Annotated in this window: 16 protein-coding genes; 10 read left to right on the top strand and 6 right to left on the bottom strand. The window is 39.7% G+C overall.

The window, feature by feature from the left end; genetic code table 11:
* Window positions 1–7 precede the first annotated feature (7 nt).
* The 3 genes from DBK98_RS19145 to rho form a co-directional block, all read right to left on the bottom strand.
* Window positions 8–1,960, bottom strand: a complete 1,953-nt coding sequence (locus tag DBK98_RS19145; protein ID WP_128900008.1) for a sensor histidine kinase KdpD — start codon at window positions 1,958–1,960, stop codon at window positions 8–10.
* Window positions 1,957–3,720, bottom strand: a complete 1,764-nt coding sequence (locus DBK98_RS19140) for an ATP-binding protein (RefSeq protein WP_234072630.1) — start codon at window positions 3,718–3,720, stop codon at window positions 1,957–1,959. Before DBK98_RS19140 ends, DBK98_RS19145 begins: the two co-directional genes overlap by 4 nt.
* Window positions 3,721–3,932: 212 nt before the next feature.
* Entirely contained in the window at window positions 3,933–6,002 is a 2,070-nt protein-coding gene (gene rho, locus DBK98_RS19135; protein ID WP_032531699.1) for a transcription termination factor Rho, read from the bottom strand.
* A 276-nt stretch (window positions 6,003–6,278) separates the two neighbouring features.
* Here rho and DBK98_RS19130 point away from each other — a divergent pair, with 276 nt between their 5' ends.
* The gene (locus DBK98_RS19130; protein WP_005807526.1) at window positions 6,279–7,115 is read left to right on the top strand and encodes a 4Fe-4S binding protein; all 837 of its coding nucleotides are present in this window, start codon (window positions 6,279–6,281) and stop codon (window positions 7,113–7,115) included.
* A gap of 343 nt (window positions 7,116–7,458) precedes the next feature.
* On the opposite strand, the gene DBK98_RS19125 is transcribed toward DBK98_RS19130, so the two are convergent.
* The 3 genes from DBK98_RS19125 to DBK98_RS19115 form a co-directional block, all read right to left on the bottom strand.
* Window positions 7,459–8,331 carry a DUF4373 domain-containing protein gene (locus DBK98_RS19125; protein ID WP_032541719.1) on the bottom strand — a complete coding sequence of 291 codons (873 nt, stop codon included), beginning with the start codon at window positions 8,329–8,331 and terminating at the stop codon, window positions 7,459–7,461.
* A 141-nt stretch (window positions 8,332–8,472) separates the two neighbouring features.
* Window positions 8,473–8,820 carry an SH3 beta-barrel fold-containing protein gene (locus DBK98_RS19120; protein ID WP_005780395.1) on the bottom strand — a complete coding sequence of 116 codons (348 nt, stop codon included), beginning with the start codon at window positions 8,818–8,820 and terminating at the stop codon, window positions 8,473–8,475.
* 67 nt (window positions 8,821–8,887) lie between these two features.
* Window positions 8,888–9,121, bottom strand: a complete 234-nt coding sequence (locus DBK98_RS19115; RefSeq protein WP_005780393.1) for a hypothetical protein — start codon at window positions 9,119–9,121, stop codon at window positions 8,888–8,890.
* Between the two features lie 779 nt (window positions 9,122–9,900).
* Between DBK98_RS19115 and updY the strand changes: the two genes are divergently transcribed.
* The 9 genes from updY (at window position 9,901) to DBK98_RS19075 (ending at window position 16,335) form a co-directional block, all read left to right on the top strand.
* Window positions 9,901–10,440 (top strand): capsular polysaccharide transcription antiterminator UpdY, encoded by a 540-nt coding sequence (gene updY, locus DBK98_RS19110; protein ID WP_005808609.1) that lies wholly within the window; start codon window positions 9,901–9,903, stop codon window positions 10,438–10,440.
* A gap of 58 nt (window positions 10,441–10,498) precedes the next feature.
* The gene (locus DBK98_RS19105) at window positions 10,499–10,981 is read left to right on the top strand and encodes a UpxZ family transcription anti-terminator antagonist (RefSeq protein ID WP_033572604.1); all 483 of its coding nucleotides are present in this window, start codon (window positions 10,499–10,501) and stop codon (window positions 10,979–10,981) included.
* Between the two features lie 98 nt (window positions 10,982–11,079).
* On the top strand, window positions 11,080–12,246 hold the full coding sequence (locus tag DBK98_RS19100; RefSeq protein ID WP_255504385.1) for a polysaccharide pyruvyl transferase family protein: 1,167 nt from the start codon (window positions 11,080–11,082) through the stop codon (window positions 12,244–12,246).
* Window positions 12,218–12,856 carry a polysaccharide deacetylase family protein gene (locus tag DBK98_RS19095; protein WP_050503178.1) on the top strand — a complete coding sequence of 213 codons (639 nt, stop codon included), beginning with the start codon at window positions 12,218–12,220 and terminating at the stop codon, window positions 12,854–12,856. Before DBK98_RS19100 ends, DBK98_RS19095 begins: the two co-directional genes overlap by 29 nt.
* Complete coding sequence (locus DBK98_RS19090) at window positions 12,853–13,785, top strand: glycosyltransferase (protein ID WP_032535916.1); 933 nt, start codon at window positions 12,853–12,855, stop codon at window positions 13,783–13,785. The genes DBK98_RS19095 and DBK98_RS19090 overlap by 4 nt, the downstream gene beginning before the upstream one ends.
* Window positions 13,786–14,157, top strand: a complete 372-nt coding sequence (locus DBK98_RS23410; protein WP_255504384.1) for a CDP-glycerol glycerophosphotransferase family protein — start codon at window positions 13,786–13,788, stop codon at window positions 14,155–14,157.
* A 41-nt stretch (window positions 14,158–14,198) separates the two neighbouring features.
* The gene (locus DBK98_RS19085) at window positions 14,199–14,978 is read left to right on the top strand and encodes a CDP-glycerol glycerophosphotransferase family protein (RefSeq protein ID WP_255504383.1); all 780 of its coding nucleotides are present in this window, start codon (window positions 14,199–14,201) and stop codon (window positions 14,976–14,978) included.
* A 4-nt stretch (window positions 14,979–14,982) separates the two neighbouring features.
* Window positions 14,983–15,411, top strand: a complete 429-nt coding sequence (locus DBK98_RS19080) for an adenylyltransferase/cytidyltransferase family protein (RefSeq protein WP_005781557.1) — start codon at window positions 14,983–14,985, stop codon at window positions 15,409–15,411.
* A 105-nt stretch (window positions 15,412–15,516) separates the two neighbouring features.
* Window positions 15,517–16,335, top strand: a complete 819-nt coding sequence (locus tag DBK98_RS19075) for an iron-containing alcohol dehydrogenase (protein ID WP_255504382.1) — start codon at window positions 15,517–15,519, stop codon at window positions 16,333–16,335.
* Window positions 16,336–17,151: the final 816 nt, after the last annotated feature.

The raw sequence follows: 17,151 nt of genomic DNA, 5'->3' as shown, positions 1-17,151 counted from the left end.
AAAGAAGTCAATTTTTCCCCAACGGATAGGTGAAGAGGATGGTCGGTTTTTCACCTGCGTTTGCCTGTACTTTATAGCTTCCTCCGAAATACTCCAGCAACAACCGGTTAATTTCGTGGCGGATGTATACCTCCTGTGAGGTAAATCTTTCGTCGGCCAACGGGGAGTTAATGATGCGGAAACGGATCATGTTCTTTTCTGTGTCATGGGTCACTTTGAAGTCGATCTCCCGTTTTTCTTCACACTTCTGCGGATAAGTTAAAGTACTCAGCAGCGCTTGGCTGAAACGGGCCGTATCGATACGGATGTCCAGGTCGGGGGCTGTTTCGTTTCCGAGCCGGATACAGATGTTCTCTTCGTTGCGCATACGCGCCATGTAGAGAGCTTCGTTACAGAGTTCGGTTAGTCCGTATTCCTGAATATTGAACTTCATCATGCCTGCTTCAAGCCGCGATAAATCGAGTACATCATTGACCAGGCGCATCAACTCTTCCGAATTTTTCTGGATGATGGAGGAGTATTCTTTCCGGACTTCGTCGGTCATGTTGGATTCGGAAGCTATCAGTTGCGAGAAGCCCACTACGCCGTTCAGCGGGATACGGATGTGGTAACTCATGTTCGACAAAAAGCGGTTCTTCATCTCGTTGGCTTCTTCTGCCATGCGGGTTGCCTTCCGTGTCTCTTTTTCCGATAGCTCCAATGCTTTACGAACGTGCGAGATACGAAGCATGAAGACAATCAGGATTGCCAGGACAATGCCGACAATGACCAAAGCCGTCAGTTGGATATCGCTTTTCAACTGTTCTTCTTCCAAAGCTACTTTGTCGATATTGTATTTTGCCTTTATCTGCTGCATCTGTTTATCGAAAATAGTCGTTTCGATGGAGTCTTTCAGGTGGAGTGTCCCGATATACAACGGAAGAGCTTCCGCACTCCGCCCGGCTTCTACCAGAAGATCGGCTTTAGACAGCTGCTGGTGGATATAATTGCTGTTCCGGTCTTCCTGTAATAAAATGACGGTAGAGTCCATCTTCGTAAGTGCTTTGTCATACTCTTTTCGAGTTCGGTAATAGGCTGCATAGGCATCGTAATAGAGCACCCGGTACATGAAGAACGTATTGGGAGTAAGATATTTCCCGGCTTTTTCCAGGCTTTCGTGTGCCTGTTCCGATTGGCCGGTATTCAGATAATAATAGGTATAGTACACCTCACCGAACAGATAAACATCATAAAATGCCTCTTTGAGCATCGGGTTTGTGGCAGTGTGCTGTTGCAAAGTCTCTTTTAACTTTCCGAGGTATTCGGACAGCTGTTTGTTGTTCTGTTTATCCTTGGCTACCGCAATCAGTTGGCAAAGGATCGAGATCCGTACCACGGCATTGTCTGTTCGCGAAGATAGTTGATAGGCTTCTTCCAATGCTTTCATTCCCTCGTCCCATCGCTCCGTGCCGATATAGGCATTGCCCAGATATTGTTTGGCTCCGATCAGTCCGCGGACACAGTCCACTTTCTTTGCCCTTTCGAACATCTGGTTTGCCTCGTTGATGGCAAGTTCATACTGCTCTTCATAAGTGTAGAGGTCTGTCTGGAAGCGGAGAGCGTCGAAATACAGATCCCAGGTTTTCGACTTCCGGGCATAAGGCTCCATAATGTCCAGCCATTTCTTTACACTGTCCCGGTTGCTTTGGTTATAATAGTACACTGTGTGCAGATAGGCGGCTATGGTGTTGTATTTATCGTTATTCTGTAGAGTTGCTTCTTCTCTCAGCAGGTTTGAATATGTGATACATTTGGGTGTCAACTGTTCTATTTGTGCCAGTTTCTTGAGCATTTCCAGACGTGTGGAATCATGCGGAAGTGTCTGTGCCACCCGATACAGGCTGTCGGCTTCTGTTTGTCCGTCCGCGTACGCTCCTGAGGCCAGACAGCATGCTATAAGGATCAGTATGAATCGTTTCATCCTTCTGCCTCCTCTTCTTTTGTGGGTCCGATGGGGTGTGTAAACCGGAAGCGTGCACCTCCGGTGTACTCCGGGTCAATCCATATCTTTCCTCCGATTTGTTCGATGATAAGCTGGCAAATGGAGAGTCCCAGTCCTGTTCCCTGTGCCCCTTCATTCAGCTTTTCGAAACGGTTGAATATCTGATTCTGTTTTTCCGGGGGGATGCCGCATCCGGTATCCGTTACTGTGAACAGGGCCATGGTCTCTGACTCTTTCTCCAGTGTCAGGGTAATGTTGCCTTCGGTGGTGAATTTGGTGGCATTGATCAGCAGATTGATCAATACCTGTTGCAGACGTGATTCGTCGGTACGCAAAGTCAGTTTGTCCAGTGAAGTGATGAAACTGACTCCGGCCTGGGTTTGTTTCACCTTTTCTACAGTATCGATTACGTTGCGGCATATATTGACTGCGTCACATTCCTTAAAGTTGAAAGTCAACTTACCCGGGTCGAGACTCGACAGATCTATCACGTCATTGATCAGCTTTAACAGCAGCTCGGAATTCTGCTGGATGATGTCGTTGCATTGACGTCGTGTATCATTGTCGATAGACTCTTCGGTCAGGATGGACGAAAATCCGGAAAGGGCATTCAGCGGTGTCCGTATTTCGTGGCTCATATTGGATAGGAACAGGCTTTTGGTATGTATGGCGTTTTCGGCATACTTGCGTGCAATCTCCAACTCTTCTTTGGAATGGAGAAGGCGGTTGGCTTCCTGCCGGATGCGGACGATCAGCAACAAAATAAGCACTAATATGAAAATGGAAGCTATGATAACCCACAGGGTGATCTGGTTGCGTTGTATCTGGTTCCGGATTTCCATCTGGTCTATCTGGTACATGCCTCTCAGGTCATTGATTTGCCGGGCATAACTCAAAGCGTTCAGCGAGTCTTTTTGTTCGTTGGCCTTTTGGTAGATCAGGCAGGCTTCTTCTGTCCTTCCCATCTTAGTCAGTAGCTGCGCACACTCCAACTGCAATCCGATGTGTTTGTTGGGAGCGGGTGCTTTAGGGGTATTTATCAGGCGTTCATATTGTTGCAAGGCGAGTTCATACTCACCGATAGCCTGGTAGTATTGCCCCAATATGTAATTAAAGATACTGCGGAGATAGAGGAACCTCAGTTGGTCACTGATTTTCCTTGCTTCGTCCAAACTGGCTTTTCCTTTCTCCGGATTGCCTGCTTCAATGTCATAGTAAGCTTTACACGCACATAAAAAAAAGTGGAATGTAGGAGTTGGAGCGGCGGTATGCAGGTTCTCGAATCTTTTCAGATAGGTACGTGCTTCGTCCATGTGTGATGTCTGGATCAGGGTCAGAATGAATTTCGGAAGTATTTCCTGTTCGAGGATTTCGCTGCCCGGTATCTTATCCAGCAATTCCAGGGCTTCCTTATAGGATTCAATGGCAGGTTCCTGCATGTTGGCGTTGAGGTAAGCATCCCCGATGGCGCGGCTGGAAAGGGCAATGCCGATGGGGTAATTCAGTTCTTTGGCTTCCTTGTACATCTGGCGGGCATGGTCGATGGCCATGTTCATGTCTCCGCGTGTGGCATAGGCAGTCGCAATAAGCTGTTTCAACTGGAAGAGGGTTTTGTACTCTTTCTGTTTTTTCAGGATAGGAGCCAGTTCATGACCCCATTGGATGATACTGTCGTTGGGAGCTTCTTTACTATAATTGAGGCTGTTGTCAATCAGGTTTTGGAGTGCTGACACGTGCATTGTTGCTTTATTGGCAGCATGTGTAGTGACAGAGTATAGGGTTACTACTGCTATAAACGTTATATTAATAAACTTTCCCACAGTAATTGTTGTACTTCCGGTGTTTGTTTTATGCTTGTTTATGATGCATGTAGTGCAAAGCTAAATAAAAAGAGTGAGAATCAAACAGAATCTCACTCTTTTTTTTATGTTTTGTTCACAAAAGGACTTTTTTAACTGTTCATGCTCATCAGGAACTCGTCGTTGTCTTTGGTTTTTTCCAGTCGGTCTTTTACAAAGTCCATTGCTTCGATCGGGTTCATATCCGACAGGTACTTGCGCAGGATCCACATGCGGTCCAGTGTCTGTTTGTCGAGCAGCAGATCGTCGCGGCGTGTGCTCGATGCCACAATGTTGACAGCCGGGAAGATACGCTTGTTGCTCAGGTTGCGGTCGAGCTGCAACTCCATGTTACCTGTACCCTTGAACTCTTCGAAGATCACTTCGTCCATCTTAGAACCGGTGTCGATCAGGGCGGTAGCGATGATTGTGAGGGAACCTCCGTTTTCGATGTTACGGGCTGCTCCGAAGAAACGTTTCGGTTTGTGAAGTGCGTTTGCATCCACACCACCCGAAAGTACCTTACCCGATGCCGGAGATACAGTGTTGTATGCACGTGCCAGACGTGTAATCGAGTCGAGGAAGATAACTACGTCGTGTCCGCACTCTACCAGTCTTTTGGCTTTCTCAAGAACGATGCCGGCTATTTTTACGTGGCGTTCGGCGGGTTCGTCGAATGTAGAAGCAATCACTTCGGCATTGACGCTGCGGGCCATGTCGGTAACTTCTTCCGGGCGCTCGTCAATCAGCAGCATAATCATATATACTTCCGGATGATTGGCAGCAATGGCATTGGCAATTTCTTTCATCAGGATGGTCTTACCCGTCTTAGGCTGGGCTACGATCAGTGCACGCTGTCCTTTACCAATGGGCGAGAAGAGGTCTACCACACGTGCCGACATGGAGTCGGAATAGCCACCTTTGCAAAGCTTGAACTTTTCGTCCGGGAAAAGCGGAGTAAGGTGGTCGAACGGCACACGGTCACGCACGAAAGCAGCGTCACGTCCGTTGATTTTAGAAACCTTCACCAATGGGAAGTATTTCTCACCCTCTTTGGGCGGACGGATTACACCTTCTACTACATCACCGGTTTTCAGTCCGAATAGTTTGATTTGTGATTGAGATACATAGATATCGTCCGGTGAAGAGAGGTAGTTGTAATCTGATGAACGGAGGAATCCGTAGCCATCCTGCATGATTTCCAATACACCGGTTCCGGTGAGGATATCATCGAATTCGTATGGTTTTTCGCGTTCAATCACACGGCGTTCCTGAACAGGAGCGGGCTCAGTTGCATTTTGTTGCGGCATGGGACGTTGTTGTACAGGAGGACGCTGGTTGTTGTTGCGCTGATTGTTATTATTGTTGTTATTATTGTTATTGCTGTAATTGTTGTTGTCGCGTGGGCGAATGACACGGGGACGTTGAGGTTGTGCAGCCGGTTCGGGAGTGGTGGTTACCGGTTCTGTTTTTGTTGATTCGAATTTGCCGAATAATTCGGTAGGCAGTTCTACTTTTTCTGAAGGCAGATCTTCGATGGGGATAAAATCATCATCTGCATCCATATCCGAGAGGATTGAGCTTTCTTCGTCTACAACGGTTGGTTTCGGTTTGAGGATCGGTTTGCTGATAGGGCGTTTTTCCGTTTCCGGTTGAGCAGCCGGCTTTTCTTCCTGTACCGCTGGGGCTGTTACAGGTTTGTCTGCTGTAACCTCTGCAGGTTTGGTTTCTGCTTCCACTGCGTTTTTGCGGGGACGTCCCGGTTTCTTTTTCGGAGTGGCATAAGGGGTCACCTTTATCGATTCTGCCGGAGTGGCGCTCGTTTCAGTACTCATCTCTTTAGTTGCTTCCTTAGTCGGTTCTGTTGTCTTAGCTTGTGCTTTGGTTGCAGGTGCGTTGGCATCTGTCTTGGTCAGTTCGCCATTTTTGGTAGAAGAGAAAACCTTGTCGGCGTTTTCCTTCTTTACTGTCACTCGAGAGCGTTTTTTCTTGTCTTCTTTACGTTCCTCTTTAAGTTTGTCAGCTGCTACTTTTTTAGTAGCTCCGGCTATAGCTTGTTCATCAAGGATTTTGTAGACAAGTTCTTCTTTCTTAAGTGAGTCTGTTTTTTTGATACCCAGTTCCTGGGCAATAGTTTGTAGTTCCGACAAATTTTTGTCGTTCAATTGGATAATGTTATACATACAGTATATGTGAGTTATTTAATATTTTAATTTTATTTGTTGAAATACGTACGGCCGAAGCTACGACGCAATGGCCGGAAGCTTAACAAACGCAACAGTTTTTATATGATGAATTTGGGATGTTTTGTTGAATCGGAAATCCGAGTTTCGTCTCCCGTTGGAGGATTATCGGAATGTTTCAACGCCGCAAAGATAATAAATAAATTTGGTTTTTATGATCGTTTACTCTTTTTTTCTTCATAAAAGTGTACCTTTGTTGCACAAAACATAACTATTATGACAGCAAACGAAGTCCATCTGATTTATTTCTCGCCTACCCACACCTCAAAACAAGTTGGAGAGGCAATTGTTCGTGGAACTGGAATAACAAATGTGATAAACACGAATTTAACACAACAGGCAGCTCAGGATTTAGTAATTACCGAATCTGCGTTAGCCATTATTGTCGTACCTGTATATGGAGGGCGTGTGGCTCCTCTGGCCATGGATCGTCTGGCAAGTGTACGCGGGAATAATACTCCGGCAGTTATCGTGGTGGTATATGGTAATCGCGCTTATGAAAAATCGTTGATGGAACTTGATTATTGGGCTATTCAACAGGGATTTAAGGTGATTGCCGGTGCAACCTTCATCGGAGAACATTCATATAGTACAGAGAAATATCCCGTAGCTGCCGGACGTCCTGATGAACGTGATCTTACTTTGGCAGCTGATTTTGGAAAGCAGATCTCGGATAAAATAGCATCTGCTGCCGAGCCGGAGAAGCTGTATGCAGTGGATGTCCGTAAAATCCGGCGTCCGCGCCAGCCTTTCTTTCCGCTGTTCCGTTTTTTGCGAAAGGTGATTGCTTTGCGTAAGAGCGGTGTCCCACTTCCGCGTACTCCTTGGGTAGAAGACGAATCCTTGTGTACTCATTGTGGTGCATGTGCGAAGATGTGTCCCGTGAGTGCCATTATAAAAGGTGACGAGTTGAATACGGATGCCGAACGCTGCATTAAATGCTGTGCCTGTGTAAAGGGGTGTCCTCAGAAAGCAAGAGTATACGATACTCCGTTTGCCGTACTGCTGTCACAATGCTTTGTTAAGCAGAAAGATCCTTGTACATTGCTTTAAAAAGGTCGGAGCACTGACTTTTAATCTTAATTTCCTCATTTTCCGGTTGGGTGTATCAGTGCTCTTCATTAACATTGTTAACGCCCTCTTCCGGCCATTTTATTCTTAGATGCAAATAACAAGTCTTTTGCACGTAAAACACTTGTTATTTGCATCCAAAGAATAAACTTTAACTCTGTGTTAAAACAAAGCTTTTACCGACAGGAATCTTGTACATTAAAAGCGCTGTGTTTTAGTTTTTTAAGTACGCTCTTTGCTTCTTTGTTTCACTGAATCCCTTTCAGACCAAAAGTCTGGATACTTGCTTTTTTGTCAACTACAAATCGGAGACTAACACTTCCTGCTATCTTCTTTTCGCCTTGTTTAGCGCCGCTATCAGATACCTTCCTTTTGCCCCTATGTCACTCCAGCAAGTGTTGGCAATCAGCCGCCACACCGTCGTTCCCTTCCTTCCATAGTCCGACAGCCTGAGTATGGAGTTTACTTCCCCGGTGTCGGTAATGCTCAATCTCTTCAGCGTGTCCATCAGTCCCGGATAATTGTGTGTCATCGTATTGAAGGCGTATCCCGGTATCGGAAGAGAAGCGGAATCCTCCTTCCTTTCTTCCTCCTTCCCCTCGGGGGGAGCTGAGGGGGGTAATTCTTTATTTTCCTTTGCTTTACTTTCCTTTACTTTACTTTGTCCGGAATTGCATGCATTTTTTGCGTCAACGGCTACATGATGTACTACATTTTTCGGGTTAACAGGTGTTTTTTCCCCTTTGAACAGCTCCGGTTGCTGAATTTCCTGTGTTATAGAAGGAGTATCGGGTTTTCCGTTTTCCTTTTCCGTTTTTACTATCAGGTAGGGGAGTTCCGACAGTTCTCTCTTCCTTCGCTTCGTTGCCTCCAGCCATACCTTTTGTATGTTTTCTGAAGTTAGTATTCCGTTTTCCAGATAACTGTTTCTGTCCAGTATCCCTTTGATAAAGAGAATTTCGATAATTCCCTGCACCTCCTCGGCCTGCACTTCCCTTCCTGCCTTGTTGGCAAAGATCAGGCACTGCTCCTCATCCCACCGTATGAAGTATCCCTCCTTGTATATTTTGCAAAGGAGCTTCAGTACGATTGCGGGGCCTTTGATTCCGTATTTTGCCTCTATCACTTCCATTGCGTTCTCTTCCATGAAGTTTACGCCCATCGGGAAATAGTTGATCCCGTCGTATGCTATTGCCATTGTATTTTCAAATTAATCGTTTGTACTTTCAATAAAACATTCATCACAAATTACCCCGGATTCCCAAAGACGTTTTCACTTGATTCCTCAAAATAGAAATAATTCATCTGTGAAAATCCGTGTAATTCTGTGGTGCCCACCCTATGCCATCGGCCTCCATTCCATGAAGTTCTCCACCTGGAACGTTGTCCACCGCTGTTCGTCCACATTCCAGTAGACTACGGCGCCTTCTATTTTTGTGGGATCATACTTCTTGTGGAATTCCGCTTCGTAATAGATCAGTGTCGCCTTCACCAGCCTGAAGTCTCCGTTCTGCTTCTGATAAGCAATAACTGCGTGCCCGTATTGCAGGTGGTCTGTTAATGCTTCCAGACGCTCTGCCATCCATTCGGCACATTGTTCGGTATATCCTTTCTCAAAGACAATCCGTTTCTTCCATCTCAGTTTCATGGCTTCACTCTGTGATGCCGGTCTTTTTTTTCGTTTCATACGTATATTTTTTAAGTTGATAAAATGTTATCGCCACGAAGATAGGGGGCGTTTCATGTAAGACGGATTATGATAATTCATTGTGCGTATTTTTGCGGATGATGGCTTTGTGCGGTTTGTCTTTTTCCATTTCTTCCCAAATGCTGCTGATATAGACTAATATTGAACTGATGGATAATGGTTTAAATACTCCGTTTTTAATATTTCCGATTAGTCTTTTTTCATTGATGTAGCGTGCGAGTGAAGCCTGACATGTATTGATATTTTGTATATTCGCATCCTCTATGTAGGATTCTATCAACGCTTTGATAAGTTCTTCTTTATGCGAAATTATTCCACGTATCGGTATTCCTTTCTTTCTGCCTCTTGTTTCTTTAACTATTTCTGTAATAGTTGATTGCGTTTTGCTAATAGCGTTTTTTTACACTTTTGTCTACGGCTTGAAATACTACTTTTTGTTTCTTCATTGTGATTTTTATTTTATTAAAAACTAATTTGTGTTAATGTGTTGCAAAGGTAGAAAGGAATCTCTCAGCGGACAAGTAAATGTGAAATTAAAGAAAAAATGAACGTTCTTTCGTGGGCTAAATATTTGATATATAGTTTGATATGGGATGGAAATGTGAGTGTTTCAATAGACGTTCGTTTAATTGAACGCAAAGATAGAGGGTATTTTTAGAACTACAAAATGTTTAATAAAAAAAATAATATTCCTCTTTCACTTATTACATTAATGCACTAATATATAGTTGTTTATGAATTAATAAAAAACTATTTATTATCTGTCTGATTTTGTTTGTCTGATACTTTTGATTTATTTACAAAAAAGGTGTTTCAAAAGACGAACGTCTATTGAAACATTTCTGCTTCATAATACGCTTGTTTACAAAATCTAAGATCAAAAATTCCCTGCTTCTTTATGAAGATGGTCTTTTTTGCTCTGAATTCCTTTTCAAACCGTCTCTCCTGCGATAGGGGAGTACCTGATGAAATGATATACGCTGCAAGGCAAATAATAGAATTAGCAAACTTGACCGGAAGGTATTTCACTACCCCGGTGTCCCCCAATCATATCCTTTCGTGAACAACAGCATTGATAAATCCTGGTACGCCCTTCGTATCACCTATAGCCGTGAGCTTGCCTTTAAGGAATACCTGGACTCCCGTGGAGTGAAGAATTTTCTTCCCATGCGCTACGAATACGTATTCCGTGGTGAGCGTAAGATCCGCAAACTGGTTCCTGTTGTTCACAACCTGGTTTTTGTTTATGCCACCCGCAGTGAAGTTGACGAAATGAAATCCACTGTCGGCGCTTCTCTTCCTATTCGTTATATCATGGACCGTGAGACCCGTCAGCCCATTACCATTCCTGAAGTCCAGATGCGTAGTTTTATTGCTGTTGCCGGTAATTACGATGAACAGGTTGTTTATCTGGACCCTTCCGCCGTTTCCATGAAGAAGGGAGACCGTGTCCGTGTCACCGGTGGCATCTTTGAGGGTGTCGAGGGTGAGTTTGTCCGTATCAAAGGTGACCGCCGCGTGGTGGTTTCCATCCAGGGGGTTATGGCGGTTGCTACTGCTTTCATTCATCCTTCTTTAATCGAGCTAATAAAGAATTAAAAACTCAGTGAACTCTGTGCCCTCTGTGGTGCATATTCCAATACGTAAATAAATCACCATGTTGTCTTTGCAATCAGAAATCGATTCTTTGTGCGCTGTTTCGCACGAACTTCTCCATTTAGGTCTGGATGGCGAACCCATCTACTCCGACCGTTTCCGTCAGTTAAATACGGATGTGTATCATCGTTGTGAGCATCTTTTCGGTTCGCACGGACGTACTCTTGAAGAGGAAGCTTCTCTTTGTATCGCTTTGTTGACCGGCTATAATGCTACCATTTATAATCACGGTGATAAGGAAGATAAAATCCAGTCGGTTCTCAATCGTAGTTGGGATATCTTGGATACACTTCCCGTCTCGCTGTTGAAATGCCGTTTGTTGGTAGCCTGTTACGCCGAGGTCTTTGATGAAGAGTTGGCAGCGGAGGCACACGCAATAATAGACGGTTGGAAGGATCGGGAATTGACGAGGGAAGAGTTTGAGATGGTGGAGCATTTAAAGAGTTTGGAGGAAAATCCATATCCGAATACGGATATAGAATAATAATCTATTACTAAATTATATGTTTATATTTTAGGTGTAATAGTGCTATATATGATTTATTGGTTCGTTTTTAGTTACTTTTTGTAAATGTATAAATTTTGAAGAAAATAGGTATAATAACATTGCCACTAGATGCAAATTATGGTGGAATATTACAAGCATATGCATTAATGAGCTTTTTGAAAGAAAATGGGTATGATGTTACATTGTATAATAAGATTTATGTACGTGAAATTTCACCATTTGTTTGGCCATTAATTTATATGAAGAGATTCTTTATGAAATACATTTGGAGACAGAAGAATTTATCTGTCTTTGCGGAAAAAGATATTAAAAAGATAAATTCTCTTATTCAATCTCATACAAAATTATTTGTCGATAAATATATCTATCCTATTGTGAATATTGAGAATTTTAGATCAATAAAAAAGGAATCTGTGGATATATGGGTTGTAGGTAGTGATCAAATATGGCGTCCGGATTATTTTTTTCATGTGGAGGACGCATTTTTGGAGTTTGCTAAAGATTGGAATGTGAGAAGGATTGCGTATGCTGCTTCATTTGGTGTTGATAGGTGGATGTTTTCTAAAAAACAAACTCTTAATTGTCAACGTTTATTGAAGTTATTTTCGTTTGTTGGTGTTCGTGAAGATTCTGGGGTTATGTTATGCCGGAAATATTTTGATGTAAATTCTACCCATGTATTAGACCCGACGATGTTATTAGATGTTAATAAATATGTTGCATTAATGGGAGATATTGCAAAAAATGATCTATCTGAAAAGGGGTTGATGGTCTATATTTTGGATAAGACTATTGACAAACAAGATGCTGTGATAAAACTCCAAACAGTTCTTGGATATGATATATTTTATAATAATAATCCTAACACAAATGATATAAGTTTATCAGCGATAGAGCGAATAGCTTCTCCCGTTGAAGAGTGGTTGAAAGGTTTTTCTGATGCAAAATATGTAATTACAGATTCCTTTCACGCATGTGTCTTTTCTATTATGTTCAATAAGCCTTTTGTCGCTTATGCTAATAAAGGAAGAGGGCTTACTCGGTTTCATTCTTTATTGAGGATGTTCGATTTAGAAGATCGTTTAATTAGTTCGGTAACTGAATTAGATGAACAAAAAAAAATAAAAAAAAAATTAATTGGGAAAAAGTTAATCAGATTCTTGATGTTAATAGAAAAAAATCTAAGGGGGATTTGTTACAAAGCTTATCAAAATGATATCTTTTTTGTTGGAAAGAGTTAAATTTAGGATTAAGTCAATCATTCTTAAATTTTCGGTAATAGAAAAGGTAAAAACATCAGAGGCAGATATTTATTTAACTTTTGATGATGGACCTGATCCTCTAATCACGGAATTTATTTTGGATATACTGGATAAGTATGATGCAAAAGCTACATTTTTCTGTATTGGAGAAAAGGTGCATGAATATCCTTTGTTGTATAGGAAAATAAAGGAAAGAGGACATGCAATTGGTAATCATACTTATTCTCATTTAAAGGGTGTTGATGTCAGGAGTCAAGATTATGTGAAGGATGTGTCTAAGTGTAATGATATATTGCATGCGAAGTTGTTTAGGCCGCCTTTCGGATCTTTGAAAATTATGGAGCTGTTTCTCTTGAAAAAACATTATGATATAATAAAATGGTCTGTTGACATGCAAGATTATGTAAAGTTAGAGGATGTACAAACACATATTGATAAGATCACGAAACAGATAAGTGGTGGAGACATTGTGTTGTTTCATTTTTCTGAAGAACATAGTTTAAATACACTACAGCTATTACCATTGTTTTTATCACGACTTGAAAATAAAGGATTTAAATACAAGTCAATGAATGCTAGTGTTTTATGAATAAGGTTTCTGTAGTAGTTCCTGTTTATAATGTTGAAGAGTATCTAGAAGAGTGCATTGATAGTATATTGAATCAGACTTATCCTAATATAGAACTGATACTGGTTGATGATGGGAGTATTGATAAGTCTGGATATATATGTGATCAATATGCTTTGGCAGATGACAGGATACATGTTATCCATAAGAAGAATAGTGGTGTAAGTGAGTCCAGGAATACAGGGATCAGCGTAGCGAGCGGAGAATTTATTTGTTTTGTCGATTCGGATGATTGGATAGATAGCAATATGATTGAATGCTTCTTGAATTTATTATTATCTAATCAAGCTGATATTTGTATCTCTTCTCATTATTTTGAAGATGTTCAAAGACAGTTGAAGATAGATAAATATAGTAAGAAGCAAGCTATCGATTTACTTCTTGCATTTTCGTTTCCGGCTTCTATGTGTTTAGGATTATATAGGACATCTTTATTTATTGGAAAATGTTTTTCTAAAGAAGTACATCATTGGGAGGATTTTTTATTTCAATATCAAGTGGTCGCAGACTCTGAAGTAGTGCTGAGGACAAACCAATGTTTTTATCATTATAGGCAGAGGCAAGGAAGTGCTAATCACTCTGGAATTAGTCAGAAAGTTATGTCTTGTATGAAAATACCTTGGATTTTAAAGAATGCTTCTCCGTCTATTCAAGAAACAGATATAGCAAATGTTTATTCATTTATGATATTTCAATGCTTCATGGCTTATGTGAGAACTGATATTCCAGATAATACCTATAGACGCGAAATAATTTTCTATATTAAAAGTAGACTATCATATGTATTGTTTTCTACTTCTATATCCTTAAAATATAAATTATCTTTAGTTCTGTTTATTATTTATCCTTATGGTACTTATTCGCTCCTCCATAAAAAATACGGTATGTGAATGATTAATAATACTTTAATGAAATTGTCTTTTTCTTCTTTTATAGCTTCAACAGGAATTTTATTCTCTAGGATAATAAAGAGAGATTCTGTTATGTTGTTTTCTAGTTTTCCGGATTATACCGATAATGCTTATGCTCTATTTCAATATATTTCTGGATCAAAGCAATATGATCATTATTTGAAAGTATGGGTACTTTCTGATAAGACAGGTTATAAAGCATGTAAAAAGGATATTTTGTCGAAAAATTCGAATACAAAAGTTGTATTTAGATTTTCATTATTAGCTTTTTGGTATTTTTTTAGGGCTAAGTTTGTTTTTGTACTCATGGATTATATAGTTTCTGGGATATCAGTCAAAGAGATAAGTTGATAAATTTGTGGCATGGCATGCCATTAAAGCGGATAGGTTCAATGGATCCTGCCAAACATGGAGTTAATAAGACTAAAGCTCATTATTTAATTGCTACATCAGAAATTTTTAGGGAATTGATGTCTAAAAGTTTTAATAACCTGGATCTGAGTAGAGTGTTACTTGTTGGACAACCGCGCAATGATTTACTTTTTCAAAAGACAGACTTCTTTTCTAAAAGAAATATCCAAAGGACCGACTATTGTTCTGTTGGCATTTGGTTACCAACTTTCCGTACTTCGATTATTGGAGAAACAAGAACTGATGGTATTTCAACGAACGATACTATTTCTTTTTTGAATATAGCAGACTTGCAAGATCTGAATATTTTTTTATCGGAAATTAAAATTTTGTTGATTGTAAAGTTGCATCCAATGGATATATTGCAAACGGTTGATTTCCCATTGTTTACTAATATTATGATAGTGAAACAAAATGATTTTTCTTTTCAGCTTTATCCATTACTGGGGGCAACAGATTTCTTACTAACGGATTATTCTTCGGTTTGGATTGATTATGATATTTTAGATAGGCCAATGGGATTTGTAATGAATGACATAGATGAATATCAAAAGTCAAGAGGCTTGACTTTTGATAACATTAGTGAGGTGCTTCCTGGTCCTATTTTATCTGATTTAGAGTCCCTCAAGTCTTTTTTAAAAACTCCTGAAACTTATAAAAAGGAAACTCAAAACAAATTTAATTTATATAAAGATGATCAAGCTTGCTATCGGTTGATGCATGTAATAGATAAACTTAATAAAAACGATTTGATTTTTTAGATATATGATAACTGTATATGTAATAGGGGTATTTGACTTGTTTCATCGTGGACATGTTGAGCTCTTAAAAAAAGCGAAAGGTCTTGGAGATAGGCTGATTGTTGCTATTAATAGTGATGAAATGGTTGCTAATTATAAAAGAAAGCCTGTTATTAACGAGAATGATCGATTGGCAGTAGTTAAAGCTTGCTCCTATGTAGATGAAGCTTTTATTATTCCAGATTTGGATAATAAACTTTATGTAATTAAGTATAATGTAGATATTATAGTGCATGGTGATGATTGGACAGGTGAAGGGTACTTAAATCAGATATGTATGACTCCAGAGTTTTTGCAAAAGCATCAGATTGAATTAGTTTATCTTCCGTATACTAAAGGTATAAGTACATCTAAAATAATTAAATCTATTCAAGAGTTGAATAATGTTTTATAAGCATTTAGAAATACCTGTTTTTGTGGAGATTGATAATAGAGTACTTGGTAGAGTTGATAAAATGCTCACATCCAGTCATCTGTTTTTTTCTCTCATAAAACTTTAGTGACTTCTCCTGAATTATATACTCTTTACAGTCACTTTATAGATAGTAATAAATTTGATAGTTTAATTCTTGTCCAAGGAGGAAAGGTAGAAGAATACTCTTTATTGAAAAAACAATGTGATAATTTAGATACACTTTTTATTGCGTTTGGTGGAGGTAGTATTTTAGATATTGTCAAGTATGCGGCAACAGATATGAATATCCCTTACATAGCCATGCCATCAACACTTTCTAACGATGCTATTTATTCTCCAGTTGCACGCTTAACGTGTAATGGGAAGAAAAAAAGTTTTGGAGTTAAACCTCCTATCGGAATTGTAGTGGATTTATCGATTGTGAAGAAGTCTCCCAAGCAGTTGATTTTGGCAGGTGTAGGTGATCTTTTATCAAATTTGAGTGCTGTAAAGGACTGGGAGTTATCTAGACTTTCCACAGGAGAAAAGATTGATGAATTATCTTTTATGTTGGCAAAAGAAGCTGCTGTTTCTATTTTAAGATATTCTGAGAAAGATTTATATACAGATGTATTTTTAGCTGATCTTGCAAGGGGGTTAATAACTTCCGGATTATCCATGATACATTCTGGCAATACACGTGGGACGAGTGGTTCTGAGCATTTAATGAGTCACGCCATTGATGAATATTTTTCTGACAAGTCTACTATACATGGTATTCAAGTGGCGTGGGCGCATTTGTTGATAGAGAAACTGCTGAGAACTGAAAGTGAGTATAATATGATAAACAGTTATTTCTCTCGAATCGGTTTAAATAGCATGATAAAAAACAGTATATCCAATTTTCCGAGATTGATTTTATGAAAATGATACCTTTAGCTAAAATGATAAGAAATAGGTATACTGTTTTGAACTTAGTGGGAAGATAGGGGAAATTTAAATTGTTTTATGTATGCTAATAGCTGTGGATAAATGTTGATGAAATTTAATGCCTCTAAATACTCTAATTATATAACCTTATTTTATTGTATTTCTTTTTTTCTTAGTTATAAATGGTGGTTTATTTTCTTTTTGACTAAAGGTACTCCATTTACGATCTGGAGGCAAATTTTGACATTTATAGGTTTTTCCCTTTTGATGTGCTCTTTTTGGAAGGTATAAAAATCGTTCGTTGATAAAGATAGAAAAAGATTTATTGTTACTAACATTTTTATGTATACCGTATTGTATATACTTTTTTTTTTTTTCAAGGATATGGCTTAATTAGAGTTGGATTTGCTTTATGGATGTATACCGCAGGATTTCATGTGGTTTTGTTTTCATCGTATTTATTAAATTCTTCAAAATATAATCCACATTCTATATTTAAGTTTTTTTTTCGTTGCTTGGACTGTTTTTATCAATAGGGCTTATTATTGATAGCCAAACATTGCTTTTTAAATTTTTGGTATTAAGCGCTCATGAAGATATATCTTATTTGGCAGAGGAAGATTTAGCTATGAATCGTTGTAGCTTCTTAGCTGAGTCTGTTAGCACATTTGGGGTTTATTTCTCTTTCTGCGTACTCTCATCATTTTATTTACTATATCATTCCTCAAAAACGAAGAGCCAATTTTTTTATTTGTTATGTTCTTTTCTTCCTTTAATAGGATCTTGGTTTACGGATCCCGACAAATATTT

The sequence above is a fragment of the Bacteroides sp. PHL 2737 genome, from assembly GCF_004115325.2.
GTDB lineage: Bacteria > Bacteroidota > Bacteroidia > Bacteroidales > Bacteroidaceae > Bacteroides > Bacteroides hominis.
This window is presented reverse-complemented; position numbering and strand designations above follow the sequence as displayed.

Bases quoted from the DNA above. Each gene is read 5' to 3' on its own strand.
- DBK98_RS19145 (WP_128900008.1), bottom strand. From the start codon at position 1,960: ATGAAACGATTCATACTGATCCTTATAGCATGCTGTCTGGCCTCAGGA.
- DBK98_RS19140 (WP_234072630.1), bottom strand. From the start codon at position 3,720: ATGCACGTGTCAGCACTCCAAAACCTGATTGACAACAGCCTCAATTAT.
- rho (WP_032531699.1), bottom strand. From the start codon at position 6,002: ATGTATAACATTATCCAATTGAACGACAAAAATTTGTCGGAACTACAA.
- DBK98_RS19130 (WP_005807526.1), top strand. From the start codon at position 6,279: ATGACAGCAAACGAAGTCCATCTGATTTATTTCTCGCCTACCCACACC.
- DBK98_RS19125 (WP_032541719.1), bottom strand. From the start codon at position 8,331: ATGGCAATAGCATACGACGGGATCAACTATTTCCCGATGGGCGTAAAC.
- DBK98_RS19120 (WP_005780395.1), bottom strand. From the start codon at position 8,820: ATGAAACGAAAAAAAAGACCGGCATCACAGAGTGAAGCCATGAAACTG.
- DBK98_RS19105 (WP_033572604.1), top strand. From the start codon at position 10,499: ATGTTGTCTTTGCAATCAGAAATCGATTCTTTGTGCGCTGTTTCGCAC.
- DBK98_RS19095 (WP_050503178.1), top strand. From the start codon at position 12,218: ATGATATCTTTTTTGTTGGAAAGAGTTAAATTTAGGATTAAGTCAATC.
- DBK98_RS19090 (WP_032535916.1), top strand. From the start codon at position 12,853: ATGAATAAGGTTTCTGTAGTAGTTCCTGTTTATAATGTTGAAGAGTAT.
- DBK98_RS23410 (WP_255504384.1), top strand. From the start codon at position 13,786: ATGATTAATAATACTTTAATGAAATTGTCTTTTTCTTCTTTTATAGCT.
- DBK98_RS19085 (WP_255504383.1), top strand. From the start codon at position 14,199: ATGGATCCTGCCAAACATGGAGTTAATAAGACTAAAGCTCATTATTTA.
- DBK98_RS19080 (WP_005781557.1), top strand. From the start codon at position 14,983: ATGATAACTGTATATGTAATAGGGGTATTTGACTTGTTTCATCGTGGA.